The 26,720-nt window shown below is 69.1% G+C and carries 24 protein-coding genes and 1 pseudogene; 15 read left to right on the forward strand and 10 right to left on the reverse strand.

Annotated features, from left to right (window positions below):
* Positions 1 to 121 precede the first annotated feature (121 nt).
* A complete protein-coding gene (gene norR / locus FM069_RS10705) occupies positions 122 to 1,657 on the reverse strand; it encodes a nitric oxide reductase transcriptional regulator NorR (RefSeq protein ID WP_143488287.1) in 1,536 nt (511 codons plus the stop codon).
* 156 nt (positions 1,658 to 1,813) lie between these two features.
* Between norR and hmpA the strand changes: the two genes are divergently transcribed.
* The 3 genes from hmpA to FM069_RS10720 are packed head-to-tail and all read left to right on the forward strand — an operon-like array spanning position 1,814 to position 4,438.
* Positions 1,814 to 2,992 carry an NO-inducible flavohemoprotein gene (hmpA, locus tag FM069_RS10710; protein ID WP_143488288.1) on the forward strand — a complete coding sequence of 393 codons (1,179 nt, stop codon included), beginning with the start codon at positions 1,814 to 1,816 and terminating at the stop codon, positions 2,990 to 2,992.
* 5 nt (positions 2,993 to 2,997) lie between these two features.
* Positions 2,998 to 3,261 (forward strand): transmembrane sensor/regulator PpyR, encoded by a 264-nt coding sequence (locus FM069_RS10715; RefSeq protein WP_143488289.1) that lies wholly within the window; start codon positions 2,998 to 3,000, stop codon positions 3,259 to 3,261.
* A complete protein-coding gene (locus FM069_RS10720) occupies positions 3,248 to 4,438 on the forward strand; it encodes an NnrS family protein (protein WP_143488290.1) in 1,191 nt (396 codons plus the stop codon). The genes FM069_RS10715 and FM069_RS10720 overlap by 14 nt, the downstream gene beginning before the upstream one ends.
* A 13-nt stretch (positions 4,439 to 4,451) precedes the next feature.
* Here FM069_RS10720 and FM069_RS10725 read toward each other — a convergent pair.
* Positions 4,452 to 5,530: pseudogene (locus tag FM069_RS10725) on the reverse strand (patatin-like phospholipase family protein).
* Positions 5,531 to 5,683: 153 nt separating this feature from the next.
* Between FM069_RS10725 and FM069_RS10730 the strand changes: the two are divergent.
* Genes FM069_RS10730 through FM069_RS10745 form a run of 4 tightly spaced genes read left to right on the forward strand, consistent with a single transcriptional unit; the run spans position 5,684 to position 8,305 of the window.
* Positions 5,684 to 5,989, forward strand: coding sequence for a PepSY domain-containing protein (locus tag FM069_RS10730; RefSeq protein ID WP_143488291.1), 306 nt, complete (start codon positions 5,684 to 5,686; stop codon positions 5,987 to 5,989).
* Entirely contained in the window at positions 5,989 to 6,300 is a 312-nt protein-coding gene (locus FM069_RS10735) for a PepSY domain-containing protein (RefSeq protein ID WP_143488292.1), read from the forward strand. Before FM069_RS10730 ends, FM069_RS10735 begins: the two co-directional genes overlap by 1 nt.
* The gene (locus FM069_RS10740; protein WP_143488293.1) at positions 6,300 to 6,968 is read left to right on the forward strand and encodes a response regulator transcription factor; all 669 of its coding nucleotides are present in this window, start codon (positions 6,300 to 6,302) and stop codon (positions 6,966 to 6,968) included. The genes FM069_RS10735 and FM069_RS10740 overlap by 1 nt, the downstream gene beginning before the upstream one ends.
* Positions 6,965 to 8,305, forward strand: a complete 1,341-nt coding sequence (locus tag FM069_RS10745) for a sensor histidine kinase (protein ID WP_143488294.1) — start codon at positions 6,965 to 6,967, stop codon at positions 8,303 to 8,305. Before FM069_RS10740 ends, FM069_RS10745 begins: the two co-directional genes overlap by 4 nt.
* Before the next feature lie 22 nt (positions 8,306 to 8,327).
* Here FM069_RS10745 and FM069_RS10750 read toward each other — a convergent pair whose 3' ends face one another.
* Positions 8,328 to 8,591 carry a DUF4404 family protein gene (locus FM069_RS10750; RefSeq protein WP_143488295.1) on the reverse strand — a complete coding sequence of 88 codons (264 nt, stop codon included), beginning with the start codon at positions 8,589 to 8,591 and terminating at the stop codon, positions 8,328 to 8,330.
* Between the two features lie 103 nt (positions 8,592 to 8,694).
* Entirely contained in the window at positions 8,695 to 9,423 is a 729-nt protein-coding gene (locus tag FM069_RS10755; RefSeq protein ID WP_143488296.1) for an HAD family phosphatase, read from the reverse strand.
* A gap of 146 nt (positions 9,424 to 9,569) precedes the next feature.
* On the opposite strand from FM069_RS10755, the gene FM069_RS10760 reads away from it, so the two are divergent.
* Complete coding sequence (locus tag FM069_RS10760; protein WP_143488297.1) at positions 9,570 to 10,271, forward strand: MlaA family lipoprotein; 702 nt, start codon at positions 9,570 to 9,572, stop codon at positions 10,269 to 10,271.
* 62 nt (positions 10,272 to 10,333) lie between these two features.
* Here FM069_RS10760 and FM069_RS10765 read toward each other — a convergent pair whose 3' ends face one another.
* The gene (locus FM069_RS10765) at positions 10,334 to 10,633 is read right to left on the reverse strand and encodes a PilZ domain-containing protein (RefSeq protein ID WP_143488298.1); all 300 of its coding nucleotides are present in this window, start codon (positions 10,631 to 10,633) and stop codon (positions 10,334 to 10,336) included.
* A 217-nt stretch (positions 10,634 to 10,850) separates the two neighbouring features.
* Here FM069_RS10765 and rssB point away from each other — a divergent pair, with 217 nt between their 5' ends.
* Together rssB and rssC are read left to right on the forward strand one after the other, a co-directional pair.
* Entirely contained in the window at positions 10,851 to 12,035 is a 1,185-nt protein-coding gene (gene rssB / locus FM069_RS10770) for a two-component system response regulator RssB (protein ID WP_143488299.1), read from the forward strand.
* A complete protein-coding gene (gene rssC, locus FM069_RS10775) occupies positions 12,032 to 12,514 on the forward strand; it encodes an anti-sigma factor antagonist RssC (protein WP_143488300.1) in 483 nt (160 codons plus the stop codon). The genes rssB and rssC overlap by 4 nt, the downstream gene beginning before the upstream one ends.
* Before the next feature lie 66 nt (positions 12,515 to 12,580).
* Here the strand turns inward: rssC and tal are convergent, their stop codons facing one another.
* Positions 12,581 to 13,507, reverse strand: coding sequence for a transaldolase (gene tal / locus FM069_RS10780; RefSeq protein ID WP_143488301.1), 927 nt, complete (start codon positions 13,505 to 13,507; stop codon positions 12,581 to 12,583).
* Between the two features lie 290 nt (positions 13,508 to 13,797).
* On the opposite strand from tal, the gene dusA reads away from it, so the two are divergent.
* Positions 13,798 to 14,802 (forward strand): tRNA dihydrouridine(20/20a) synthase DusA, encoded by a 1,005-nt coding sequence (gene dusA / locus FM069_RS10785; RefSeq protein ID WP_143488302.1) that lies wholly within the window; start codon positions 13,798 to 13,800, stop codon positions 14,800 to 14,802.
* Positions 14,803 to 14,923: 121 nt separating this feature from the next.
* Positions 14,924 to 16,540, forward strand: a complete 1,617-nt coding sequence (gene pvdP, locus FM069_RS10790) for a pyoverdine maturation tyrosinase PvdP (protein WP_143488303.1) — start codon at positions 14,924 to 14,926, stop codon at positions 16,538 to 16,540.
* 10 nt (positions 16,541 to 16,550) lie between these two features.
* On the opposite strand, the gene FM069_RS10795 is transcribed toward pvdP, so the two are convergent.
* The 4 genes from FM069_RS10795 to FM069_RS10810 form a co-directional block, all read right to left on the reverse strand.
* Positions 16,551 to 17,960, reverse strand: a complete 1,410-nt coding sequence (locus FM069_RS10795) for an efflux transporter outer membrane subunit (protein WP_143488304.1) — start codon at positions 17,958 to 17,960, stop codon at positions 16,551 to 16,553.
* 8 nt (positions 17,961 to 17,968) lie between these two features.
* Entirely contained in the window at positions 17,969 to 19,951 is a 1,983-nt protein-coding gene (locus tag FM069_RS10800) for a MacB family efflux pump subunit (protein WP_143488305.1), read from the reverse strand.
* On the reverse strand, positions 19,951 to 21,102 hold the full coding sequence (locus FM069_RS10805; RefSeq protein ID WP_143488306.1) for an efflux RND transporter periplasmic adaptor subunit: 1,152 nt from the start codon (positions 21,100 to 21,102) through the stop codon (positions 19,951 to 19,953). Before FM069_RS10805 ends, FM069_RS10800 begins: the two co-directional genes overlap by 1 nt.
* A 119-nt stretch (positions 21,103 to 21,221) precedes the next feature.
* Positions 21,222 to 22,214: a FecR family protein gene (locus FM069_RS10810; protein WP_143488307.1), complete on the reverse strand. Its 993-nt coding sequence runs from the start codon at positions 22,212 to 22,214 to the stop codon at positions 21,222 to 21,224.
* Between FM069_RS10810 and FM069_RS10815 the strand changes: the two genes are divergently transcribed.
* From FM069_RS10815 to pvdQ, 3 genes are all read left to right on the forward strand, one after another.
* Positions 22,213 to 22,872 carry a sigma-70 family RNA polymerase sigma factor gene (locus tag FM069_RS10815; protein ID WP_143488308.1) on the forward strand — a complete coding sequence of 220 codons (660 nt, stop codon included), beginning with the start codon at positions 22,213 to 22,215 and terminating at the stop codon, positions 22,870 to 22,872. The genes FM069_RS10810 and FM069_RS10815 overlap by 2 nt on opposite strands.
* Before the next feature lie 114 nt (positions 22,873 to 22,986).
* Positions 22,987 to 24,324, forward strand: coding sequence for a lysine N(6)-hydroxylase/L-ornithine N(5)-oxygenase family protein (locus FM069_RS10820; RefSeq protein WP_143488309.1), 1,338 nt, complete (start codon positions 22,987 to 22,989; stop codon positions 24,322 to 24,324).
* 66 nt (positions 24,325 to 24,390) lie between these two features.
* A complete protein-coding gene (pvdQ, locus tag FM069_RS10825) occupies positions 24,391 to 26,694 on the forward strand; it encodes a bifunctional acylase PvdQ (RefSeq protein WP_233282020.1) in 2,304 nt (767 codons plus the stop codon).
* The last annotated feature ends 26 nt before the right edge of the window (positions 26,695 to 26,720 follow it).

Below are 26,720 nucleotides of genomic sequence, written 5' to 3' on the forward strand. Positions count from 1 at the left end.
CCCGGCGCAGCGGGCGGGGTGGGGCCGGCCGCTGCGGGCCGACGAAGGCGCGCAGTGTACCAGCTGAGACGCGGGCATCGGCTTTGCGGCGCGACTGCCGGATGAGGGGGCGACCGGCTCCTCAGCGCAGGCCCAGGCGCTTCGCCAGGCGGTGCAGGTTGGCGCGGTCCAGGCCCAGTTCGCGGGCGGCGGCGGCCCAGTTGTCGTGCTGCCGCGCCAGGCTGGCACGGATCAACTGCCGCTGGTAGTCGTCCAGGGCGTCCTTCAACGGACCCGCCGGGCGCTCGGCCAGGACCAGGGGTGGCTCATTCTCCGGGCCCGGTGTCGTCGGCAGGTCCAGGTGGCGTGGGAACAGGGTGAGGATTCGCGGGCGCTCCGGGCTGGCCGCCAGGGCCTTGAGCGCGGCGCGACCGATGGCGTGCTCCAGTTCGCGTACGTTGCCCGGCCAGCCATACGCCAGCAGCGCGGGCTGGGCCTCGGGCGCCAGGCGCAGGGCGCGCAGGCCGAGGCGGTGACGGTTTTCCTCGAGGAAGTAGCCGGCCAGCAGCAGCACGTCGCGGCCACGTTCCCGCAGCGGCGGCACCCGCAACGGGTAGACGCTCAGGCGGTGGTAGAGGTCGGCGCGGAACCGCCCGCTGCGTACCTCCTCGGCCAGGTCGCGGTTGGTGGCCGCCAGCACCCGCACGTTCACTTGGTGTTCGCGGTCGGAGCCGACCCGCTGCAACTGCCCGCTCTGCAGCACCCTCAGCAGCTTCGCCTGGACCGCCAGGGGCAGTTCGCCCACCTCGTCGAGGAACAGAGTGCCGCCATCGGCCAGTTCGAACTTGCCGCGGCGCTCGGCCACGGCCCCGGAGAACGCACCACGCACGTGGCCGAACAGCTCGCTCTCGGCCAGGGTTTCCGGCAGGGCGGCGCAGTTGAGGCTGATGAGCGCACGGGCGCTGCGAGGCGAATGGGCGTGCAACGCCTGGGCCACCAGTTCCTTGCCGACCCCCGTCTCGCCCTGGATCAGCACGTTCAGCTCGCTGCCGCCCACCAGGGCGATTTCCTCCATGAGTCGCCGGTGCATGGCGCTCTGGCCGATCATTTCCCGTTCCCGATGCTGGCGGTAGGTCTCCGCCCGCTGGCGCTCGTCCTCCAGGCGCCGGGTGAGGCCGCTGATGCGTTCCCCGGCCTTTACCGTGGCGGCCGCCAGGCTGGCGAAGGCTTCCAGGTTGTCCAGGTCGTTCTGGCCGAAGCGGGACGGGTCGAGGGCATCCAGGGTCAGCAGGCCCCAGGGACGGTCGTCCAGGTACAGCGGGCAGCCCATGCAGTCATGGACTTCCAGGTGACCGCGGTGGCCCTCTACCAGGCCATCGTAGGGGTCGGGCAGCTCGCAGCCGGCGGCGAAGCGGGTAGGGCCGCGACGTTCCAGCAACGCCGCGAGGCGAGGGTGCTCCTCCACCTTGAAGCGCCGGCCCAGGGTGTCGGGGCTCAGGCCGTCCACCGCCAGGGGCACCAACTGGTTCTCGTCCAGGCGCAACAGGGCCACGGCGTCGCAGGGCATCCATTGCCGAAGTGCCTCCAGCAGACGCCGGTAGCGTTCCGATTCGGGCAGGTCGCGGGCCAGGTCGTCCACCAGGGGCAGCAAGGCGCGGAGCAGAGGGTTGGTAGTCATATCGACACGGATTGTCCTGATGACAGCATTCGCTGGTAGTCGCAACGACAATAGTAGAGATAAATCCCTTGTAAAACAGCCTGCTGGCGATTGGCACGGATCGTGGTGGGACAACCCCAGGCAACCTTGAACGAAAATAACGCCTGGAGTCCTTGCATGCTCAGTCCAGAACAACGTGCCCTCGTCAAAGCCACCGTGCCCCTGCTGGAGCAGGGCGGCGAGGCACTCACCACCCACTTCTACCGCGTCATGCTGGCCGAATACCCCCAAGTCCGGCCCTTGTTCAACCAGGCCCACCAGGCCAGTGGTGCCCAGCCCCGTGCGCTGGCCGAGGGTGTACTGGCCTACGCCCGCCATATCGACCGGCTGGACGCCCTCGGCCCGCTAGTGGCGCGCATCGTCAATAAGCACGTCTCGCTGCAGGTGCTGCCCGAACACTACCCCATCGTCGGTACGTGCCTGCTGCGCGCCATTCGCGACGTGCTGGGAGCGGCAGTGGCCACCGATGCGGTCATCGACGCCTGGTCGGCGGCCTACGGCCAACTGGCCGATCTGCTGATCGGCGCGGAGGAGGAAGTCTATGCCGCCCAGGCAGACGCCACGGGCGGCTGGCGCGGGGCGCGGCGCTTCGTGCTGGCGCGGCGGCAGGCGGAGAGCGAGGAGATCACCTCCTTCTACCTGCGCCCCGAGGATGGCGGCCCGCTGCCGGCCTTCGAGCCGGGGCAGTACATCGGCCTGCGGGTGCTGCTGGAGGGCGAGGAGCTGCGCCGCAATTACTCGCTGTCCGCCTTGAGCGACGGCCGTGAGTACCGCATCAGCGTCAAGCGCGAGCCCGGCGGCCGGGTCTCGGGCTACCTGCACGAGCGCTTCGCCCCGGGCGACGTGATCGAGCTGTTTCCGCCGGCCGGGGAGTTCGTGCTGCGCGCCAGCGACCGGCCCCTGGCACTGATCACCGCCGGGGTAGGCATCACGCCGGCCCTGAGCATGCTGGAGGCTGCCCTGGCCACGGGGCGCCCGGTGCATTTCATCCACTGCGCGCGCCACGCCGGTGTGCACGGTTTCCGCGAATGGGTGGATACGCTGGCCGCGCACCACCCGCACTTGCATTGCCATTACTGCTACAGCGAGCCGCGTCCGGGCGACGTGGCGGACGCCCAGGGCCTGCTGGATCGAGAACGGCTGGCCCGCTGGCTGCCACACCCTGCCGCCATGGACGCCTATTTCCTCGGTCCGAAACCGTTCATGGCCCAGGTCCGCCGCCACCTGCGGGAGCTCGGTGTGGCGGAGGACCGTTGCCACTATGAATTCTTCGGACCGGCCAGTGCCCTGGAGTGAATGCCATGAACAGCCTCGACCTGTTGGAATGCCCGCAACGCGCGCTGCATCTCGCCAATCGCCTGCTGCTGTCGGGTGCCGCGCTGGGCACCGGTGGCCTGGTAGCCGCCTATGGCCTCGACACCTGGCTGCCGATTCCCGCGCTGGTGCTCGCTCATGGCCTGACGGTGGTTGGCCCCGGGCTCTTGAAGATCGGTTATGTGATGCGCCTGCTGAGCCAGGCGCGCTTGCGTCGTTTCGACGGGGAGGTGTGTTGTGTTGAAGCTTGAAACGAGTCGGACGCCCTTACCGGCGCCGTTGTGGCGACTGGGCTTTCGTCCGTTCTTCCTCGCCGGCGCGGCCTTCGCCGCGCTGGCGGTATTCGCCTGGCTGCTGGCGCTGAACGGCTTGAGCGGAAGCTGGCAGCCCACCGGCGGCTGGCTGGTCTGGCACCGCCACGAGATGCCGTTCGGCTTCGGCATGGCGATCGTCGCCGGCTTCCTGCTCACCGCGGTACAGAACTGGACCGGCCAGCCCGGCCTGCGCGGGCGTCCGCTGATGGCCCTCGCCGTGCTCTGGCTGGCCGCGCGCCTGGGCTGGCTTGCGGGCATGCCGGCGCTGCCCCTGGCGCTGCTCGACGGGGCGTTCCTGCCGGCGGTGGCCTGGGCCATCGGCCGCAGCCTGTGGGCGGTGCGCCAGCGTAACAACTACCCGGTGCTGCTCCTGCTGAGCCTGCTGGCCGCCTGCGATGGGCTGGCCTTGGCCGGCGTGGTGACGGACGACGCAGCCTGGCAACGGCAGGCCGCCTTCGCCGCGTTGTGGCTGCTGGCAGCGCTGATGAGCATGATCGGCGGACGGGTGATTCCCTTCTTCACCCAGCGCGGGCTGGGCCTGGCGGCGCCGGTGAAGCCCTGGCCCTGGCTGGAGCGGCTGACCCTGGGGCTGTCGATGCTGGCGGCCCTGGCCAGCGCCACGGGCTTCGGCGTGCTGCCACACCCGTGGCTGGTCCCGCTGTTCGCCGCCCTGGGCGCCTGCCAGGCGTTGCGCCTGGCACGCTGGTATTCGCCGGGGATCTGGCGGGTGCCGCTGCTCTGGTCGCTGCACCTGGCGTTCGCCTGGCTGGTGCTGGCCGCCTCCGGCGCCGCGCTGTGGCACGCCGGTTTGCTGGACAACGGCAGCCTGCCGCTGCACGCCCTGGGGGTCGGCGCCATGGGGGGGCTGATCCTCGGCATGCTGGCCCGGGTCAGCCTCGGCCACACCGGCCGGCCGCTACAGCCGCCAGCGGCCATGGGCGTGGCTTTCGCGGCCCTCAACCTGGCGGCGCTGGCCCGAGTGTTCCTGCCGCCGCTGTGGCCCCAGGGCGCCCTGTGGCTGGCCGGCGCCTGCTGGATGCTCGGCTTCGCGCTGTTCGTCGGCTACTACGGGCGGATGCTGTGGACGCCGCGCGCCGACGGCATGCCCGGCTGAGCGGGCGGCCCGTTCAGAGGGGCAGCAGGCGGTCGCCCAGGTGGCCGCCTTCGACGAGTTCGAGGAATGCATCGCCGAGCCGCTGGCTCTCCGCCATGGCCTGGCGCCAATAGCGCTCGCGCCCCGCGTCGTCCCCCCGTAGCGATAGAAATCCTTGCGGTCGGGCAGCTTGCCGTGGGGCAGGCGTGCCAGGTACTCCCGGGACGGCGCCACCAGCAGCACGTCCTGCAGCCGGCCGGCGTCGCCGCGGCGCCATGGCAGGCCCTTGTCGAACCAGCCGGGGATCACCCGGTCGGTGAAGTGGGGGTAGAGCACCACCCCATCGCCGGCGTAAGGCAGGTCCAGGTGATAGTCCAGCAGGCCGCCATCCCGGTAAGTGCCCGGGCCGACCCCGGGGATGTCGCGGATGGCCTCCATCACCAGCGGAATGGAGCCGGACGCCAGCAAGGCCTGGCGCAGGTTGCCGGCGTCCAGGGCGTGGTAATGGGAGCGGAAGTCGTCCAGGGGCGCCAGGGGCGGCGCCTGCCGGGCGTCGTGTAGGATCACCCGCTCGAAGTGCTGTCCGATGTGCCGGCGTCCCAGCAGGTTGGCGCCGATCACCGAGGACAGCCCCAGGCCCAGGGCACCGCGGTGGTCGCCGGCCAGCAAGCCGTTGCTCTTCACCACCATCACGTTCAGCCGGTAGTAGGGGTTGGCCAGCAGCGCGGCGTCCTGGCCGTCCAGCAGGTCCTCCAGCAAGCGCACGCAACTGCGGGACACCTCCGCCATGCTCACGCCCTTGCGAAAGCGCTGCCCGGTGTACAGCTCGCCGAGCCGGCGGATGCCCGCCGCGGCATCCGGCAGGCAGGCGGCGGCGAAGCGCCAGGAACCGATGGACGCGCCGATCAGCGTGCGGGGGCGCGGGTCCCGCGGCAGCCAGTCGGCGAACAGCGCCAGGTCCAGGCCCTGGATGCCCAGCCCCTTGGGACCGCCGGCGGCGCCGGGCAGGATGGCGACGTCGGCCGGCTGCAGGCCCTGTTCGCGGATGCGCTGCAATGCGCGGCGCCCGGCGCGCAGGGTAAGGGCGGGGTAGGGAATCCTGATGGCGCTCATGCGGCCTCCTTCGAGCGAGGCGGCGATTATAGGCCCATGGCGGGGTGACTTCAGGGCGTGAATACCGCCCCTGTGGCCACGAGCCATCGTTCAGCTTGAGTTAAGTCGTGCCCGGTAGGGTTGAAGCCGTACCCCCCTTTACTGGAGAACGCCATGAAAACCCTGACCGCTCTGTTCGCCGCCGCCCTCGTCGGCCTGTCCGCCACCGCCCAGGCCCGCGACCTGGGACCCGACGAGGCGCTACGCCTGCGCGATGCGGGTACCATTCGGCCTTTCGACGATCTCAACGCCGCGGCCATCGCCCTGCACCCGGGTGCCACCGTGGCCGAAACCGAGCTGGAGGAGGAGTATGGCCGGCACATCTATCAGGTCGAGTTGCGCGATCCCCAGGGCCTGCAGTGGGACCTGGAGCTTGACGCCCGCACCGCCCAGGTTCTCAGGGATCACCAGGACGACTGATGTCTAGGCGGGTGTGCCGCAGCGGCCTGGCGGCGATCCTCGCCGGGCTGTGCACCCTGGCCACCGATGCCCGCGACCTGGATCAGGACGAAGCGCTGAAACTGCGGGAAACCGGCACCATCGCGCCCCTGGACCGGCTGCTGCAGTCGGCCCTGACGCGATACCCCGGCGCGACGCTGCTGGAGGCCGAGCTGGAAGAGGAGCACGGCGTCTACGTCTATGAAGTGGAACTGCTCACCCGCGAAGGCGTGGTGCGCGAACTGGAGTTGGACGCCCACGATGGGCGGCTCCTGAAGGATGAGGAGGACTGATGCGCCTGCTGCTGGTGGAGGACCACGTGCCCCTGGCCGACACGCTGCTCGCCGACCTGGGGCGCCAGGGCTATGCGGTGGACTGGCTGGCGGATGGCCGCGACGCGGCCCATCAGGGCCTTTGCGAACCTTACGACCTGATCGTGCTGGACTTGGGCCTGCCCGGCCGGCCCGGGCTTGACGTGCTGCGGGACTGGCGCGCCGCCGGCCTGGCCACGCCAGTGTTGGTGCTGACGGCGCGGGACGCCTGGGCGGAGCGGATCGACGGCCTCAAGGCCGGGGCGGACGATTATTTGACCAAGCCGTTCCACCCGGAGGAGCTGGCCTTGCGCATCCAGGCCCTGCTGCGCCGGGCCCATGGGCTGGCCAATCAGACGCACCTGGAGGCCGCCGGCCTGTGCCTGGACGAATCGCGCCAGCGGGTGCGGCGGGGTGAGCGGGAGGTGGAGCTGACCGCCGCGGAATTCCGCCTGCTGCGCTACTTCATGCTGCACCCCGGCCAGCTGCTCTCGAAGACCCAGCTGGCCGAGCACCTCTACGACGGCGAGACCGAGCGGGATTCCAATGTGCTGGAGGTCCACGTCAACCGGTTGCGCGGCAAGCTGGGCCGGCAGGTCATCGAGACCCGTCGCGGCCAGGGCTACCGTTTCGCCGGTGACGGCGCTTGAGGTCCATCCAGCGTCGCCTCAGTCTGGGCCTGGTGGGCATGCTGCTGCTGGTGGGCATCGGCCTGGCCCAGGGCAGCCTGTGGCTGTTCGACCGGGCGCTGCGGGACTCCCTGCACAACGACCTGCGGGACCGCGCCCAAGGGCTGCTGATCGCCCTGGTGCGCGGTCCCCAGGGCATGCAGCTGGACGAGCAGCGGCTCGATCCATCCTACAAACGGCCCTTCTCGGGGCGCTACTTCCGTATCGATTTCGCCGACACCCACTGGCGCTCGCGGTCCCTGTGGGACCGAGACCTGACGGAGCCCGGGAGCGCCGGGCTGCAGGGCGAGCTGGGCGAAGGGCCTCGCGGGCAGCGCCTGCTGGTCTACCGGGCGGACTATCGGCGTTTCGGCCAGGACGTGGCCATCACCGTGGCGCTGGACTACACGCCGGTGCTGGCGCGCTTCGATCATGTGCGCTGGCTGGGGCTGGCTCTGGGCGCGGCCGCGCTGCTGGTCCTGCTGCTGGCGCAGCGCTACACGGTGCACCGCGCCCTGAGGCCGCTGGAGCGAGTGCGTCGGCAGATCGCCCAGTTGCAACAGGGCCAGCGTGCCGAGCTGGACCGCGACGTGCCGGAGGAACTGGAGCCCCTGGTGGCCCAGGTCAATCACCTGCTGGGCCACACCGAGGACACCCTGCGCCGCTCCCGGCATGCCCTGGGCAACCTCGGCCATGCCCTGAAGACACCCCTCGCGGTGCTGGTCAGCCTTAGCCAACGCGAGGCGCTGCGCGCGTACCCGGACCTGCAGGCGACCCTGGGGGAGCAGTTGCAGCAGATCGAACGGCGCCTGGCCCGGGAGCTGGGGCGGGCGCGCCTGGCCGGGGAGGCGTTGCCCGGGGCCCATTTCGACTGCGCTGAAGAGCTACCGCCGCTGTTCGCCACGCTTCAGATGATCCACGACCGTGGCCTCGACCTGAGCTGGCGGGCGCCCGACGGCTTGCGGCTCCCCTGGGACCGGGAAGACCTGCTGGAGCTGCTGGGCAACCTGTTGGACAACGCCTGCAAATGGGCCGTGTGCAGGGTGAGCCTGACGCTGGAGCCCGAGCCGACCGGGTATCGCCTGCGGGTGGATGACGACGGTCCCGGCGTGGCCGAGGCGCGACGCCAGGCGGTGCTGGGCCGCGGGACGCGGCTGGACGAGCAGGTGGACGGCCACGGGCTGGGCCTGGGCATCGTGCGGGACATCGTCGAGTCGTGGCAGGGCCGGCTGACCCTGGAAGACAGCCCCTTGGGCGGGCTGCGGGTGGCGATCTGGTTGCCTGCGCCATCGGTCGGGGGCGAACGCCCGGTTGCCTGAGCGTCGCCACCGACGGCGAGGGTCACACCCCCATGCTGACCAGGCTCTGCATGATGTTGCGCAGGGTCACCGCGAGGGTCGGGTGCTCCACCTCGAACCGTTCGACGGCCAGGTTGACGCCATCCACCACGTTGGCGTCGGGGACGCTGGTCTCGTTCTGCAGTTGCGCCTCGATGCGCTGGGCGAGTGCCTCGAGATGGCTGCGGTCCTCGGCGCTCATGGGGGCGCCGCTATCCAGCTGCAGGCGCAGCTGGGCCAGTTGTTCACGTAGGTCTTGCACGGCCATGGGCTGTCTCCCTGTTGGTGGCTCAGCAATTGACCCCCGGCCGGGGCCAAAGGTTTGCACAGGGTAATCCAGCCCCGGGGCCGTCGTCCCGCCCCGACGGGTGTCAGGGTTTTTCGCCTTTCGCCCGCCGGCTCGCCAAGTCCGCCAGGCAGGGACCCAGCTCGGCCAGGTGGTCGATCACCGAATGGGCGCCGCAGCGGTAGAGCTGCATGGTCGCCTGGGCGCGCCGGCGGTCCCGTTCCAGGCGGTCCATGGCCAGCCACTCGGCTGGCGCCAGGCCGCACAGCGGTCCGCTGGCCGCCAGCCCGACGGTCCACAGCCCGGCGTGCAGGCCGGCTTGCAGCAGGCGCGGGTCGCCGCTCACCAGCAGGCAACCTTCCAGGCGATCGACGTCGAGCCCGATCAGCGCATTGAGGCAGGCGTCCGGCGCCGGCCAGGGGCGGTTCGCCACGGGCAGCGTGCAATCGGGCGACGGCAGTCGACGGGCCAGCACCTCCAGCACCAGGGGCGGCAGTTCATCCAGGTAGGTCCAGGGAATACCGCTCTGGCTCAGCTCCTCGAGGGCCTCCAGGGCGCCGGGAGTCGGCTCGTCGTGCAGGTAGGCCAGGCGCAGCAGGTTTTCCTCCAGTCGCTGCAGGTCCTTGGTGGACGGGCTGTGGCCCAGGCAGGCCTGCAGGGCAGTGGCCGGTGGCGCCACCAGGGGTTCCAGCGGCGGGTGGCCGCTGGCGGCGAGCAACGCCTGGGGCAACGTACGGGCGCCGAAGTCCACCAGGCAGCCGGAAAGACCGAACAGCACGGCGCGGAAGGGGAGCAGGAGGTGGTCGTGGGGCATGACAGGGGTCCTGGGAAATGCCGCCAGCCTAGCCACATCCTGTGACGATCGGATTACCTCGCCGGGCGCTGCGCAAGGGCCGTGGCTGACCGTATACTGGGCGCCTTTTTGCGGGTGCCGCCCGCCGCCATTCGAGGAGAGCCGCAATGCGTAACAGGATCGCTCACTGGACCGACCATGTCGGCCGCGTGGCCCTGCTGGCCTACCTGGGCTGCCTGCCCGCCGTGGCCGGCGCCGCCGAAGAGGATCCCTGGGAGGGCGTCAACCGGGCGGTCTTCCGCTTCAACGACACCCTCGATACCTACGCTTTGAAGCCCATCGCCAAGGGCTACCAGGCAGTGACCCCGCAGTTCCTGGAAGACGGTATCCACAATGTCTTCGGCAACGTCGGCGACGTGGGCAACCTGGCCAACAACCTGTTCCAGGCGAAATTCCACGATGCGGGCGTCGATACCAGCCGGCTGATCTTCAATACCACCTTCGGCGTGCTGGGCTTCTTCGACGTGGCCAGCCGCATGGGGCTGCAGAAGAGCGACGAGGACTTCGGCCAGACCCTGGGCGCCTGGGGCGTGAACAGCGGGCCGTACCTGGTGCTGCCGCTGTTCGGCCCGAGCACCGTGCGCGACGCGGTGGCCCTGGTGCCGGAAAGCTACGTCGGCCCCTACCGCTACATGGGCCACGTGCCGACCCGCAACGTCACCCGCGCCGTCGAGGTGGTCGATACCCGCGCCAGCCTGCTGTCGGCGGAGAAGATGATCACCGGGGACAAGTACATCTTCCTGCGTAACGCCTACCTGCAGAACCGTGAGTTCCGGGTCAAGGATGGCCAGGTGGAAGACGACTTCTGATTCGATGCGGACATGAAAAAGGCGGCCCTGGGGCCGCCTTTTTCATGTCATGGACGAAACGCTCAACTCACCTTCACGAACGCCAGGCCCAGGGAGTGGAGCCCGTCGCCCAGGTCGGCGGACCGTACCACTTCGGCCTCGGCCTCCAGGCCAGGCAACTCGGCGTGTTCCGACGGAATGTGCACACGGACTTTCTCACCGATCTCGACGGAGGCTTTCACCTCCAGTTGCATGCCCGTGCTGGACAGGTTGAGGCTCTTCCCGGGGATTTCCTGCCCGGCATGGTAGAGCACTACGGTGGTTTCGACTTGCATGCGAATGAAGTCCCGCTTTTCGCTGTAAGTTCGATCGTTCTGGCTCATGGCGACGCGGTCCTCGTTGTTTTGGTTGCGCTCCAATGGGCACTTATAACCCCCGCCGATTTCGGGTGTAAAGGCGGGCCACGACGATCGGCGCACGCTTGAATCGACAGGCGGATGGGAGTACCGTCTGCGCCGTGAAGCGAACCCCGTATACACGCTACGGTCTTGGGCCGACGCTTATGTCAACCAGCAACCCGGCGTCGTTCCTGGATACCTCATGCGCAATCCCAGTGCCACGCTGCTGATCATCGATGACGACGAGGTCGTGCGTGCGAGCCTCGCAGCCTATCTCGAAGACAGCGGTTTCGACGTTCTGCAGGCGGAAAACGGACTCCAGGGGTTGCAGGTCTTCGAGCAGCAACGGCCGGACCTCGTGGTGTGCGACCTGCGCATGCCCCAGGTGGATGGCCTCGAGCTGATCCGCCGCATCGGTGACGTCGATGCCGAGATGCCGGTGATCGTCGTATCCGGCGCCGGGGTGATGAGCGATGCGGTCGAAGCATTGCGCCTGGGCGCCGCCGACTACCTCATCAAGCCCCTGGAAGACCTCGCCGTCCTCGAGCATTCGATCCGCCGGGCGTTGGACCGGGCGAATCTGCGCGCCGAGAACCGACGCTACCGGGAGAAGCTGGAAGTCACCAATCGCGAGTTGCAGGCCAGCCTGCACTTGCTTCAGGAAGACCAGAACGCCGGTCGCCAGGTGCAGATGAACATGCTGCCGGTGACGCCCTGGACGGTGGATGGCCTGCATTTCGCCCACCAGATCATTCCCTCTCTTTATCTGTCCGGTGACTTCGTCGATTACTTTCGGATCGACGAGCGTCGCGTGGCCTTCTACCTGGCCGACGTTTCCGGGCATGGCGCGTCGTCGGCCTTCGTCACCGTGCTGCTGAAGTTCATGACCACGCGCCTGCTTTATGAGTCGCGGCGCGGCGGCGCGATGCCTGAGTTCAAGCCCTCCGAAGTGCTCGGCCACATCAACCGTGGCCTGGTCAACTGCAAGCTGGGCAAGCACGTGACCATGCTCGGCGGTATCATCGACGAGACCGCCAACACCCTGACCTACAGTATCGGCGGGCATCTCCCGCTGCCGGTGATGTTCGCCAACGGCGAAGCTTCCTACCTGGGGGGGCGTGGCCTGCCCGTCGGCCTGTTCGACGAGGCGACCTACTCCGACCACGTGATGGAACTGCCGCAGTCCTTCAGCCTGACCCTGCTTTCCGACGGTATCCTGGACCTTTTGCCGGGGGACACCCTCAAAGAGAAGGAAGCCACGCTACCGCGTTTCGTGAGCTCGGCTGGCGGCACCCTGGATGGGTTGCGCCACGTGTTCGGATTGGCCAAGCTCGGTGAGATGCCGGATGATATCGCCTTGCTGGTGTTGAGCAGGAACCTTGCATGAGTACTGGTAAAATCCAGTTCGCTGAACAGGACGGTACCTTCGTCCTCAAGTTCGTCGGGGAAATCCGTCTGACGCTCTGCTCGGCGCTGGATTCCACCATCGAAAAGATCTTCACCGCCCTCAATTTCTCGGCGATCGTCATCGATCTGACGGAAACCCACAGCATCGACAGCACCACCCTGGGCCTGCTGGCCAAGCTGTCCATCCTGTCGCGGCAGAAGGTCGGTCTGTTGCCTACCGTGGTCACCACGCACCCGGACATCACCCGCCTGCTGCAGTCCATGGGCTTCGACCAGGTGTTCAACATCGTCGGCCAGCCCCTGCCGTGCACCGACTGCCTGGAAGACCTGCCGCCCCAGGATCAATCCGAGGAAGTCGTGCGCGGCAAAGTGCTGGAAGCGCACCGCATTCTCATGGGGCTCAACGAGTCCAATCGCGAAGCGTTCCACGATCTGGTCAGCGCCCTGGAACGCCACTGACGCGTTCCGTCCGTTTCCCCCTTATGATCTAACGCTCGCCTCCAGGGCAGGCGGCGAGCGTGTTCCTCAGCGCTTGTCCGTCAGCAGCGCTTCGAGCTTTTCCTGATCCCGTGCGAACTGGCGAATGCCTTCGGCGAGCTTCTCCGTGGCCATGGCATCTTCGTTAAGGGCCCAGCGGAAGTCCGGCTCGTCGAAGGCATGGCGCGGTTCCGCTTCGCCGCCGGCGGTCAGGACGCGGGGGAGCGGGGCGTCTTCGTCCGAGAGACGCTGCAGCAGGTCGGGGCTGATGGTGAGGCGGTCGCAGCCTGCCAGGTGCTCGATCTGGCCCAGGTTGCGGAAGCTGGCACCCATCACTACCGTCGAGTAGTCGTGGGCCTTGAAGTAGCGGTAGATGCGGGTCACGGACTGCACGCCCGGGTCATCGGCGCCCTGGAAGTCCTTGCCTTCGCTTTTTTTGTACCAGTCGTAGATGCGCCCCACGAACGGGGAGATCAGGTAGGCACCGGCATCGGCGCAGGCTACCGCCTGGGCGAAGGCGAAGAGCAGGGTCAGGTTGGTCTGCACCCCGGCGCGCTCCAGGCGCTTCGCGGCGCGGATGCCCTCCCAGGTGGCGGCGATCTTGATCAGCACGCGGTCCTTGCCCACCCCGGCCTTCTCGTAGAGTTCCACCAGCCGTTCGGCGCGACGCAGCGTTGCCTCGGTGTCAAAGGACAAGCGCGCATCCACCTCGGTGGAGATGCGGCCGGGGATGACCTTGAGGATTTCCTGGCCGACGGCGACGGCAAAGCGATCGCAGGCCAGGCCCACGTCGCCCTGGCAACCCTGCATGGCGCTGCCCAGCAGGTCGGCGTAGCGGGGCAGGAAGGCAGCCTTGAGCAGCAGCGACGGGTTGGTGGTGGCATCCACCGGCTTGAGGCGGGTGATGGCGTCCAGGTCGCCGGTATCGGCCACCACGGTGGTGAATTGCTTGAGTTGTTCCAGCTTGGAAGTCATGTCGGTGCTGTCCTTTTGGCGGTTCGGCGACCTTACCCGAGCGCGTGGGACCGCTCAACGCCAATGCGCGGCCGGGCAGGCTGTGCCTTGGAGGCGCTGTGGCCGTGGCGGTTCCGAACCGACGCGTGCGCTTACCAAATCTGGTGAACTCGGCTACCCTGCGCGCGCCCGATCCGGTGGGCACGTCGAGCGCCCTGAACGCCGAGGGGCCACGAACCGACGCGCGTTCGTCCCGTGGCAAGGTCGGGCACCCGCTACAGCCGATCCGTCGCAACCGAGTAGTCGCACCCATGTCCCGAACAGTCGAGCCCCTCGCCCCGCGTGCCCCGTTGTCCCGGCGCTTCTCCGTGGCGCCGATGATGGACTGGACGGATCGCCACTGCCGGTTCTTCCTGCGGCAACTGTCCCGCCATGCGCTGCTGTACACCGAGATGGTGACCACCGGCGCCTTGCTGCGGGGCGACGGGGAGCGCTTCCTGGCTCACAGTGTGGCGGAGTACCCGCTGGCGCTGCAGGTGGGGGGTAGTGTGCCGGAGGAGCTGGCCGCCTGCGCGCGGCTGGCGGAGGCGGCGGGCTACGGCGAGATCAACCTCAACGTCGGCTGTCCCAGCGACCGGGTGCAGAACAACCTCATCGGTGCCTGCCTGATGGCGCACCCCGCGCTGGTGGCGGACTGCGTCGCGGCCATGAGAGAGGCCACCACCATCCCGGTCACCGTCAAGCACCGCATCGGCATCAATGGCCGCGATGGCTACGACGCGCTGTGCGAGTTCGTCGAGCAGGTCCGCCAGGCGGGGTGCCGCAGCTTCACCGTGCATGCCCGCATCGCCATCCTGGAAGGCCTGTCGCCCAAGGAGAACCGCGAAATCCCGCCGCTGCGCTACGACGTGGCCGCGCGCCTGAAGGTAGATTTCCCGGACCTTGAGATCATCCTCAACGGTGGCATCAAGACCCTGGAGGCCTGCACCGAGCACCTGCAGGTCTTCGACGGGGTCATGCTGGGTCGCGAGGCCTACCACAACCCCTACCTGCTGGCGACGGTGGACAGCATGCTGTTCGGCGCCCCCGATCCGGTGGCCAGCCGCCAGGAGGCCCTGGCGCGACTGCGGCCCTACGTGGAGGCGCACCTGGCCGAAGGCGGGGCGCTGCACCACATCACCCGGCACGTCCTCGGCCTTGCCCAAGGCTTCAAGGGCGCCCGGCGGTTCCGCCAACTGCTGTCCGTCGAGGTGCACAGGCGCCGCGACTCCCTGGCCCTGTACGACGAGGCGATCGACCTGCTCGCCGGTCATTGAGGCCGCCTCCGCCGGAAACTCCCGTGAGTGACGGGGCCGATGCCCGGGTGCCGTAAATTTGCCCGCCGGCGGTACGTCATTGCTGGGTAACGCGGGTTCCGCGGCGAATGCAGGTAGGGCGATGGCGGTTTCTCGGCGTGGTTTCATGGCGGGCTTGGCGTTGACCGGAGCGGCGATTCCGGCGGCCGTCTATACGCCGCGTCAGCTCATCCGGGTGGACGAGCCGGTCACCCCGGGCGAGGCCAGTGTTGACCTGCCGGATACCGAAGGCATCCGCCTCGCCGACAAGCTGCGCGGGCTCTGGGACGTCCGTTTCTTCGGGCGCGACGCCGGTCTCGCCGGCCTGCCACCGGAAGGTGCCGAGCTGCTCCTCGACGTGGCGCCCCGGGGCCGTGGGCTGACCGGGTGCCTCGGGCTCGGCGAGACCCTGCGCGGGCCTGGCGAAGCGGAGTTCCGCGTGCTGGGTAATCTCTCCGGCAGCACCGCGGCCGAGGTGCGCTGGCAATTGTTCGGCCGCGGTGAGCCGGGCGCGATGCCCAGTCACGAATGCCTGGCGGTGCTGGACGAGGTCTGGGACCTCCAGGGCGAAGCCGGCAGCGCGACCCTCAGCGGGCGTCTCCGGCGCCTGGATGTGCCCCTCAGCGCGCCGGAGGCCGATTGCCGCTTCGTCGCCCACAAGCGCCCATTCCCGGTGGCCCGCGAGCGCATCGGTTTGAGCCCGGCCCTGCTGGACTGGCTCGTCTCGCCCCAGCACCGGCTGTTCCACCAGCTCTGGCACGCCACCCGCGACAAATGGCACCGCCTGCCTGAGAACAAGCGCGAGGCCCTGCGTGGAATCGGCTGGCAACCCGGCCCCCGGGGCGAGGAACGCGATGCTCGCGGGCCGATCAAGCACCGCAACGGCTCCGGCGTGGATTTCTTCTTCATGCACCGCCACATGCTGATGAAGGCGCGTTCCCTGCAACCATTGCCGTCTTGGACGCGCCTGCCGCTGCCGGTGCAGCCGCTGGAATACGACCGCCTGGCCTTCGCCCGCTATTTCGATAACCAGGACGGGTTCTCCGTACCGCCCGCCTGGGTGGCGACGGATGACGACGATCTCAGCGAGTGGCTGCACGACATCAAGAGCGCCGAGACCTACCACAGCAACTTCCAGGTCTGGGAATCCCGCTACCGCGATCCCCAGTACCTGGCGACCCTGACCCTCGGGGCGTTCGGCTCGGAGATGGAGCTGGGCATGCACGACTGGCTGCACATGCGCTGGGCCAGCGTCACCCGCGACCCTTCCAACGACATGCCGGTGATGGGCGACCGCGACCCGGTGGATTTCGCCCCGCGCTGGTTCCGGCCGGAGAACGATTTCCTCGGCGATCCCTTCTCGTCCCACGTGAACCCGGTGTTCTGGCACTTCCACGGCTGGATCGACGACCGCCTGGACGACTGGTTCCGGGCCCACCAGCGCTACCACCCTGGCGAGTTGGTGCCGCTGGAGGTGAACGGCGTGCCGTGGTTCGCCCCGGGGCGCTGGGTGGAGGTGAGCGACCCTTGGCTGGGCGCTTCGACCCATGGTTGCGGCGATGCCGGCGCGGTGCCGGGGCCGAGCATGGAGAGCGACGTCGAGACCATGAAGCTGGCCCTGCGCATCACCTTCAGCGGCGACAGTGATGTGCCCGACCTGCTGCGCCGCACGCCACGGCGCCCGTGGTACGCCCGTCACCTGCGGCTCAGCCGCCGCTGACCGGACCTTCTCAGGCCGGCGGCGGCTCGGCGCGCCAGCCACCGCCCAAGGCCTTGTACAACGCCACGGATGCCTGGGCCCGGGCCAGGTGCAGGCGAACCTGCTCGGTCTGGGCCTCGTAGAGGGTGCGCTGGCTTTCCAGCAGGGTAAGCAGGGTCTCAGCGCCGGCCCGGTAGCGTTCCCCGGCCAGGCGGAAGGCCTCGTGGGCGCTCTCCAGTTCCCGGGCTTGCCCTTCGCGCTGGCGATCCAGACCGTCGATGGCCACCAGGGCGGCCTCCACGTCGGCGAAGGCCGCCACGATGGCCTGGCGGTAGTCTTCCAGCACTTCTTCCTGGCGAGCCTGGACCCGGTCCCGTTCGGCCGACAGCCGCCCATTGTCGAAGATCGGCGCGGCAAGACCGGCAGTCAGGGTATAGAACGGGCTCCGCAGCAGTTGCGAGGCGCGCTCGCCGCCGCTGCCCAGGTTGGCGCCGAGGGTCAGGCTCGGCAGCAGGGCGGCCCTGGCCACCCGCACGTCGGCCTCGGCGGAGGCCAGCCGGGCCTCCGCGGCGGCGATATCCGGGCGGCGCGCCAGCAGCTCGCTGGGCACCCCGGCGTTGGCGGTGGGCCAGCGCAGGTCGGTGAACGGGCCCGGCGCCAGGCGCAACGCCTGCACCGGCTCGCCGAGCAGCGTGGCGAGGGCGATCCGTGCCTCGGCCGCCCGTTGCCGGGCCTCCGGCAGCAGCCGTTGCTGGCGTGCCACCAGGCTGCGTTGCTGGGCCACTTCCAGGGGCGTGGCGGCCCCGGCCTCGTGGCGGGTTTCCACCAGGGCCAGCACTTCGCGGGCGTTGTCCAGGTTCAATGCGGCGATCCGCGCTTGCTCGTCCAGGGCGCGGACATCCAGGTAGCGGTTGGCCACCTCCGCCAGCACGCTCAATTCCACCGCGGCCCGTTCGAAGCGGCTGGCATGCCAGCCCTGAAGAGCGCTGTCACGAGCGGCCTCGAGGCCGCCCCAGAGGTCCACGTCGTAGCGCACGTTGAAATCCGTGAGGAAACTGTCGATCCGCGGATCGTCCTCGCTGGCGTCCAGGTCCCGATTGCCCTGGCCACTGAGCAGGCCTTCGCGGCTCGCCTCGACGCCCGCCCGTACCTCGGGCAGCAGCGGCGCGCCCGCCACCGTGAGCGTCGCCCGGGCCTGGCGGGCCCGGGCCAGGGCGACCGCCACATCATGGTTGCCGGCCCGGGCCCGTTCGATCAGGCCATCGAGGTCGGCGCTGCCGAAGCGCCGCCACCAGTCCCGTTGCAGGGCGGCGTCGTCCGAGGCCATGACGGGCGCCTGCCAGCGGGCCGGCGGCGACGCCCCGGTAGCGACGGGCGCGGGCCGTTCGGCGCAGGCACCCAGCAGCAGGCAGCAGGGCAGGATTGGGATGAGTCGTTTCATGGCGGGGCTCATGGGCGGGTCAGGGCGATCACCGGGTCGAGGCGGGCGGCCTGGCGCGCCGGGGTGTAGCCGAACAGCATGCCGGTGGCCAGGGCGCAGGCGAAGGCGCCCAGGGCCGCGGCCGGGGAGAACACCACGGCCACGTCGGCGAGCCGCAGGCCGGCGCCGATGGCCAGGGCACTGGCGACGCCGGCCAGGCCCCCCAGCAGCGAGAGCATCATGGCTTCGGTGAGGAACTGGCGAAGGATGTCCCGCTGGCGTGCCCCGGTGGCCATGCGGATGCCGATTTCCCGGGTGCGCTCGCGCACGGTCATCAGCATCACGTTCATCACCCCGATGCCGCCCACCAGCAGGGAGATCGCGGCGATGGCGCCGAGCATCAGCGACAGGGAGTTGCGGGTGCGGGCCTCGGCCTGGATCATCGCCGCATTGTTGGTCAGCTCGAAGTCCCGCACACCGCGATGCAGGCGCAGCAGCAAGCGGTCGATGGCCTGCTCGGCCTCATGCACCCGGTCCGCATCGGCGGCGGCGATGATCACGTACTCCGGGTCGTGGCTGCCGAACAGGCGCACGCTGGCGGCGGAGTAGGGCACGACGATGCGTTCGTCGCTGTCGCTGTCCCCCGATGCCGCGCCCTTGGCGGCCAGCAGGCCGATGACCCGGAACGGCACGTTCTCGATCAACAGGTAGCGGCCGATGGGGTCGGCGACATCCTTGAACACCCGTTCCCGGACCTTCTGCCCGATCACCGCCACCGGGGCCGCCGCGGCGTCCTCCTCGGCGGTGAAGAAACGGCCTTCCACCACCGGCCAGTTGAGGATCGCCGGGAAGTCCACGCCGTTGCCGCCGGTGTACATCACGTGGTCGACATTGCCGTAGCGCACCACGGTCTCCGCGCCATTGACCGGCATGATCCTCTTCACCTGGGGCAGGCTGGCCAGGGCCGCCACGTCGTCCAGGCTGATTCGGCCCTCGGGGCTGCGAGGGGTCGGTGAATAGCCGCCCAGGTAGATGATGTTGGAGCCGAAGGCGCCCATCTGGGCCATCACCTGGCGCTTGCTGCCTTCGCCCACGGCGAGCATCACCACCACCGAGGCGACGCCGATGACGATGCCCAGCAGGGTCAGAGCGGTGCGGAAGCGGTTCAGCCATAGTGCCCGCCAGGCGGCGCGCAGGGCATCCATCAGCTCCGCACGCCAGGCGCCGGCGCGGACAGTGCCGCGCGACCCGGCGCGCAGGTCCAGTGGAGGCGGCGCGCAGGCGGGCAGGGGCGCGGCGGACGGCGCGGACGCAGGGCGGTCATCGACGATCAGGCCGTCCCGCACCTCGATGATCCGCCGCGCCCGGGCCGCCACGTCGCGGTCGTGGGTGATCAGGATCACCACGTGGCCCTGGGCGGCCAGTTCGTCCAGCAGCGCCATGACCTCGGTGCCGCTGCGGCTGTCCAGCGCGCCGGTCGGCTCGTCCGCCAGGATGATGTGACCGCCGTTCATCAGCGCCCGGGCGATGGATACCCGCTGCTGCTGCCCGCCGGAAAGCTGGTGCGGGCGATTGCCCAGGCGGCTGCCCAGGCCCAGGCGTTCCAGCAGCGCGGCCGCCCGGCGATGGCGCTCGGCGGCCGGGGTGCCCGCGTAGATGGCGGGCATCTCGACGTTTTCCTGGGCACTGGCCGAGGGGATCAGGTGATAGCCCTGGAAGACGAAGCCGAACGCTTCCCGACGCAGCCAGGCCAGGGTGTCGCTGTCGAAGTCGGCCACGTCTTCGCCGGCGAAGCGGTATTCGCCCGAACTGGGCCGGTCCAGGCAACCGAGGATGTTCATCAAGGTGGATTTGCCGGAGCCGGAGGCGCCGACGATGGCGACGAATTCCCCGGCCGAGAGGGTCAGGTCGATGCCGCGCAACACCTCGACCCGTGGCCCGCCGTCCTCGCCGCCGTAGGCCTTGCGGATGTCGCGCAGCTGGATCAGCGGCACGGCGTCGGGCGTGGTCATCAACCGTCCGCGGCGTCGGGCGCGCCGATCAGCAGGCGTTCGCCTTCGCGCAGGCCGGAGAGCACCTGCACCGCCATGCGGTCGCTGAGACCGGTGCGCACCTCGCGGGTCGCCACCTCGCCATTGGCCGCCACTACCCGCGCCACGTGGCGCCCCTGACCCGCAGGCTGCAGGGCCGCCAGGGGAACGGTGAGCACGTCCCGGGCGCGATCGGCGACGAAGAACACCTGGGCGGTCATCTCCGCCATCAGGGCATGGTCGTCGTTGTCCACGTCCAGCAATACGGTGTAGAGCACCACCCGGCCGCCGCCCGTGGTGCCCAGCGGGCTGCCGCCGCCCTGGCTCATCTGCTCCAGGGGCTTCGGCGGGATCGGCAGGATCTGTCGCACCGTAGCCTCCCAGCGTCGGCCTTCGCCGCTGAGGGTGCTGAAATACGCCGGCATGCCCGGCCGTACCCGGCCGATGTCCGCCTCGGACACCTGGGCCCAGACGGTCATGGGCGAAAGCTTGGCGATGCGCAGGATCAGCGGGGTCTGCTGCTGGGCGTTGAGGGTCTGGCCTTCGCGGGCGTTGAGCGCCACCACCGTACCCGTCATGGGTGCATAGATGCGGGTGTAGCCCAGTTCCGCCTCGTCGCTGCGCAGGGTGGCACGCGCCTGGCGGATCTGCGCCTGGTAGCGGTCGATGCGGGCCTGGGCCGACCGCAGCTGGGCGTGGGCTGCCTGGACGTCTTCCTCACGGGTGGCGCCGCTGGCTGCGAGGCGCTGCTGGCGCCGGTACTGCTGCTCCGCCAGGGCATGCTGGGCGCGTTGTTCGGCCAGTTCCGCCTGCAGGGTCTCGATGGAGTAGCGACCGGCGTCCACCCGGGCCTGCTGCGGGGCCGGGTCGATTTCCACCAACAACTGGCCTTCCCGGACTTCGTCGCCCACCTCCACGTGGAGGGTGCGGATCTGCCCGGATGCCTGGGCGCCGACGTCGACGTAGCGGCGCGGCTGCAGGGTGCCGAGGGCGCTGACACTGCTTTCGATGTCGCCCCGCTGCACGCTGACCGTGCTGCCGGGCGGCGTGGAAGCGGAAAATTTTTGCCAGGCGACCAGCAGCGGAACGAGGGCCAGGCAGGCGATGACGAGGAGGGGGCGGGGAACGCTCATGGGCAGGCTCGGGCGATGGATCGACGCGCCGTGGCTCTGCCCGCGACGCGTAATGCTTACTGACTGACGCGGGGGGAGGCGGGAAATTTAAGCCGGCGGCGCAGCGTCCGCCCGGGGGATCAGCGCCGCGCCAGCAGCGTGGTGCCATCCTCGCGATGGATGAGGCGCACCGGAAGGACCTTGGGCAGGGCGTCCACCAGGGCATCGACGTTGCGGCTGTTGTAGATGCCGCCGACCCGCAGGGTGCCGAGGGTGCCGTCCGCCAGCTGCAGCGGCCGCTGGCGGTAGCGGTTGATCAGCGGCAGCGCCTGGGCCAGGGTCAGGTCGTCGAGGATCAGCTTGCCGCTGCGCCAGGCCAGGGCCTGGGTGGCGTTGGCGGAGCCGATCTGGGGCTGTACGTCGCCGCTGCCGTAGCGCGCCTGCATGCCGGCGGTGAGGCCACTGCTTTGCTCCTGGCGACGATCACTGTTGACCTTCACCGAGCCCTCGGTGACGGTGACCACGACATCGTCGCCATAGGTCCAGACGTTGAAGCGGGTGCCGGTCACGGTGATCGAGCCGGTGCCCGCTTCCACCACGAAGGGATGGCTGGCGTCGTGGCTCACTTCGAAGTACGCCTCGCCACGGTCCAGGGATACCCGGCGGCGATCCTTGAAGTTGGCGAAGGTGAGGTGGGTGTTCAGGTTGAGGCTGGTGTAGCTGCCGTCCGGCAGGGCCACGTCGTGCAGCACGCTGTCGGTCCGGTAGCGCCGGTAGTCGTCCGGCAGCCAGCCCATGCTCCAGCCCAGGTAGGCGCTCGCCGGCAGCACCAGCAGGGCGAAGGCCGCCGCGATGCTACGTCGGCTCCAGGCGCGTCGGGTCCTGCGTGTGGGGGGCGTGGGGGCGGCTGCCACCGGGCGGGCGGCCTCGGCCAGCTGCGGTGCGAGCCACTCGCTGGCCTCCCAGATCTCCAGCATGGCGACGAACTCCCGCGCATGCTCCGGATCGGCCGCGAGCCAGCGCTGGAAGCCCTCGCGCTCCTGCGGGGTGCAGTCCTCGGCGTGGATACGCATGCACCAGTGGGCAGCGTCCTCGGCCAGGGCTTCATGATCGGCGTTCGCGGGCGTGGGCATGTTCATCGGGTTACTGCGATTACCTGTGACCCGCGTTGCAACGAGGCGAAAGCGTCGGGCTTTAAATGTAGATGAGAATTATTATAAATTTAGTGGTTTCATACTGCCAGTATTTGGTCGTAGGCCCACCGCCTGTAGTGTCTCAGCGCAGGCAGGGCAATCGCTGGGAGAGTCAGGGGCTTTGGACAACTACTACGGAGAGCTGGTGAGGTTCCTCACCTCGACGCTGGGCGACCGCCAGTTGGCCGCCGACGTCGCCCACGACGCCTATTTGCGCGTGCTCGAGCGATCCCGTCAAGATGAAATCCAGCAGCCCCGGGCTTTCCTCTACCGAACGGCAATCAATCTGACCATCGACCTGCATCGGCGCAATGTCGCCCGGCGCAGCGAGTCGATGGATGTCCTCGAGTGCGAGGATCAGCGGCCGGCCGCCTCGCCGCACCATTCCCTCTACCAGCGGCAACGGGTGGCCCTGGTCAAGCGCGCCCTGGAAGAGCTGTCGGGGGTCTGCCGCGAGGCGTTCCTGCTGCGCAAGCTGGAGGGGCTGTCGCACCCGGAGATTTCCGCTCGCCTGGGTATCTCCAGGGACATGGTGGAGAAGCACATCGTCAACGCCATGAAGCACTGCCGGCTGCGCATGCGCGAGTGGGAAAGCTGAGCGCCGTCCGGCTTTAAATTTCCCTCGTTACGTCTCGTTACTTCGAGCACGACCCTCGGCAGACAGCCGATTTCCCCGGCCGCCGACGACCTTTTCGCTCGCGAGGATACGCAGATGAACCCGGCCCTTTCTTCCGCCGACAGGCTCCACGATGTGATCGGCATCGGCTTCGGCCCCTCCAACATCGCCCTGGCCATCGCCCTGGACGAGCACGCTCGTCAGCACGGTACCCTGGACGCGCTGTTCCTGGACAAGCAGTCGGACTATCGCTGGCACGGCGACACCCTGGTGAGCCAGAGCGAACTGCAGATTTCCTTCCTCAAGGACCTGGTGTCCCTGCGCAACCCCACCAGCCCGTTCTCGTTCGTCAACTACCTGCACAAGCACGGCCGCCTGGTGGACTTCATCAACCTGGGCACCTTCTACCCGTGCCGGATGGAGTACAACGACTACCTGCGCTGGGTGGCCGGGCATTTCGCCGACCGCTGCCGCTATGGCGAGCAGGTGGTGGCCGTCGAGCCCATCGAGGCTGGCGGGCAGGTGGAGCAACTGCGGGTGGTGTCGGAGGACGAGGAGGGCCGCCGCCGGGTGCGCCGGACCCGCTCCGTAGTGGTCAGCGCCGGCGGTACGCCGCGCTTCCCGCAACCGTTCGCCCACCTGCGGGACGACCCACGGGTCTTCCACCACTCCCAGTACCTGCAGCGCATGGCCACCCAGCCCTGCGTGGACGGCAAGCCGATGCGCATCGCCATCATCGGCGGCGGGCAGAGCGCCGCCGAAGCCTTCATCGACCTGAATGACAGCTTCGCCTCGGTGCAGGTGGACATGATCCTGCGCGGTTCCTCGCTGAAGCCGGCCGACGACAGCCCGTTCGTCAACGAAATCTTCTCGCCGTCCTTCACCGACCTGATCTTCGGCCAGGAGACCGCAGAGCGGGATCGCCTGATCCGCGAGTACCACAACACCAACTATTCCGTGGTGGACCTGGACTTGATCGAGCGCATCTACGCCATCCTCTACCGGCAGAAGGTGTCCGGGAACGTCCGCCACAACGTCCGCTGCCTGTGCACGGTGGATGCCGTCAACGCGACCGACCGGGGCGTCGAGCTGACCCTGCGCGACCTGGCCAGCGGCGCCACGGTGAAGCGACCCTACGATGCGGTGATCCTCGCCACCGGTTACGAACGGCAGGCCCATCGCCAACTGCTGGAGCCTCTGGCGCCCTACCTCCAGGAGTACCAGGTGGGCCGCGACTACCGCATCCAGGCGGTGCCGGGCTTCCAGGCGGCGGTCTACATGCAGGGCTTCTGCCAGGCGAGCCACGGTCTGAGTGACACCTTGCTCTCGGTGCTGCCGATCCGCGCCGAGGAAATCGCCGCGTCGCTCTACGGTTTCGTCGGCGGCCAGTCCAAGGCGTCGCCGGCCCGGGCCGAAGCGCTGTTGGCCGGCTGAGACCAGAACCCTTAAAGGACGCGCCCGTGATCGGGCGCCGTAGACGATCGACAGAAGGAAACGGGTGTGGGCGGGATTCGGTTCGCAGCGGGGATGATGGCGTTGCTCGGCCTGGCCGGTGCGGGTGCGGCGGAGGTTTCCACGCAGATCCGCTGGACCGCCTACGGTGTTCCTCACATCAAGGCGGCGGATGAGCGCGGGCTGGGCTATGGCATCGGCTACGCCTATGCCAAGGACAACCTGTGCCTGCTGGCGGACGAGATCGTCACCGCCCGCGGCGAGCGGGCCCGCTTTTTCGGGCGCGAGGGCCAGTCGTCCGCCGAAGTGGACAACGTCACCTCCGATCTCTTCTTCCGCTGGCTGAACGAGGCGCCCGCGCTTGACCGTTTCCTGAACGCCCAGCGCGAACCGGTGCGGCACCTGCTGCAGGGGTACGTGCAGGGCTACAACCGCTACCTGCGGGATACCGCATTCGCCCAGCAGCCGCTGGCCTGTCGCGGGCAGCCCTGGCTGCAGCCCCTCACCGAGCGTGACCTGGCGAGCCTGACCCGGCGCCTGTTGGTGGAAGGCGGGATCGGTCGGTTCGCCCAGGCCCTGGTGGCCGCTGCGCCGCCCGGGGCCTCGGTGCCGGTGGCCGCACGCGATGCCCGCGGGTTTGACGTCGCGGCGCGTGCCTGGCAGGACTATCCGCTGCAGCGGGGCAGCAACGCCCTGGCGGTGGGGAAACAGCGTTCCGCCAATGGCCATGGCCTGCTGCTGGCCAATCCCCATTTCCCCTGGTCGGGCGCGCTGCGCTTCTACCAGATGCACCTGACCATCCCTGGCCAGTTGGACGTGATGGGCGCGGCCCTGCCCGGACTGCCGGTGGTGAACATCGGCTTCAACCAGCACCTGGCCTGGACCCACACGGTAGATACCTCCGCCCATTTCACCCTGCACCGCCTGGCGCTGGACCCGGCCGACCCGACCCGCTATCGGGTGGACGACCAGACCCTGGCCCTGGAGAAGCGCACCGTGAGCATCGATGTGCGCGAGGCGGATGGCACGCTGACCCGCGTCGATCATGACCTTTATCTCTCGCGCTTCGGGCCGGTGGTGAAGTGGCCGGGCATGCTGGAGTGGGAGGCCGGCCAGGCCTACGCCCTGCAGGACGTCAACCTGGACAACGACCGGGTTCTGCAGCAGTGGCTGGACATGGACCGTGCCACCAGCCTGGCCGAGTTCCGCGGGGCGATCCAGCGCGAGCGGGGTATTCCCTGGGTGAATACCCTGGCGGTCGACCAGCAGGGCGAGGCGCTGTACATGAACGCCTCGGTGGTGCCCGATGTATCGCCGGATGCCCTGGCGACCTGCATGGACAAGGCCTTGGCCGGCCAGGGGCTGCCGGTGCTGGATGGCTCCCGCAGTGCCTGCGACTGGGTGCGTACCGATGGGACGCCCCAGCCTGGCATCGTTCCGGCGGAGCGGATGCCGCAGCTGCAGCGCCAGGATTTCCTGCAGAACTCCAACGACAGCGCCTGGATGACCAACCCGGCGCAGCCGCTGGAAGGCTACTCGCCCCTGGTGAGCCGCGAGGGGACCGCGCTGGGGCTGCGTGCCCGCTTCGCGCTACAGCGCTTGCGGACGCAGGGCGACGCGGCGCTGGACGGTGCATTCCTCAGGTCGCTGGTGGATGACAACCGCGTCTACCTGGCCGAGCTGCTGGGCGATGACCTGAATCGTCTGTGCGACACCGCTCGCCAGGCGGCTGCGCGGCCGGCCTGCGAGGCGATCACCCGGTGGTCGCGCCGTGCCGACCCGGCGAGTAGCGTGGGCTGGTTGTACTTCCAGGCTTTCGCCGAGCGCTTCCTGGCTCTCGACAACGCCTGGCGGGTACCTTTCGACGCCGCCAATCCCCTCGATACGCCCCGCGGCATTGCCCTGGACGCCCCGGCGATCGTACGCGAGCTGACCGCGGCACTGGTGCAGGTCGGTCGCGAGCTGGCGGGTTCACCAGCCTTGTCCCAGGCGCAGCGCGGCGCCCTGCAGGTGGCCATGAAAGGCAACCGGCGCATCCCGATGCCGGGTGGGGCAGGTGAGCTGGGCGTCTATAACGCCATCCAGAGCCGACCGGTCGATGGCGGCCAATGGGCGGTGGTCGGCGGCAGCAGCTACATCCAGCTGGTGAGCTTCGACGAGCAGGGCCCCCAGGCCCAGGGCTTGCTGACCTTCTCCCAGTCCAGCGACCCGGCGTCACCGCATTTCCTCGATCAGACCGACGCGTTTGCCCAGTCGCTCTGGCATCCGCTGCCCTTCACCGAGGCGCAGATCCTCGCCGATCCGGCCTATCGCAGCCTGAGCCTGCGGGAGACGGTGCCGGCGTCACCCTGACGCTGTACCGGGCCAGGGGCGGTCAG

This window comes from Pseudomonas mangiferae (assembly GCF_007109405.1).
GTDB lineage: Bacteria > Pseudomonadota > Gammaproteobacteria > Pseudomonadales > Pseudomonadaceae > Pseudomonas_T > Pseudomonas_T mangiferae.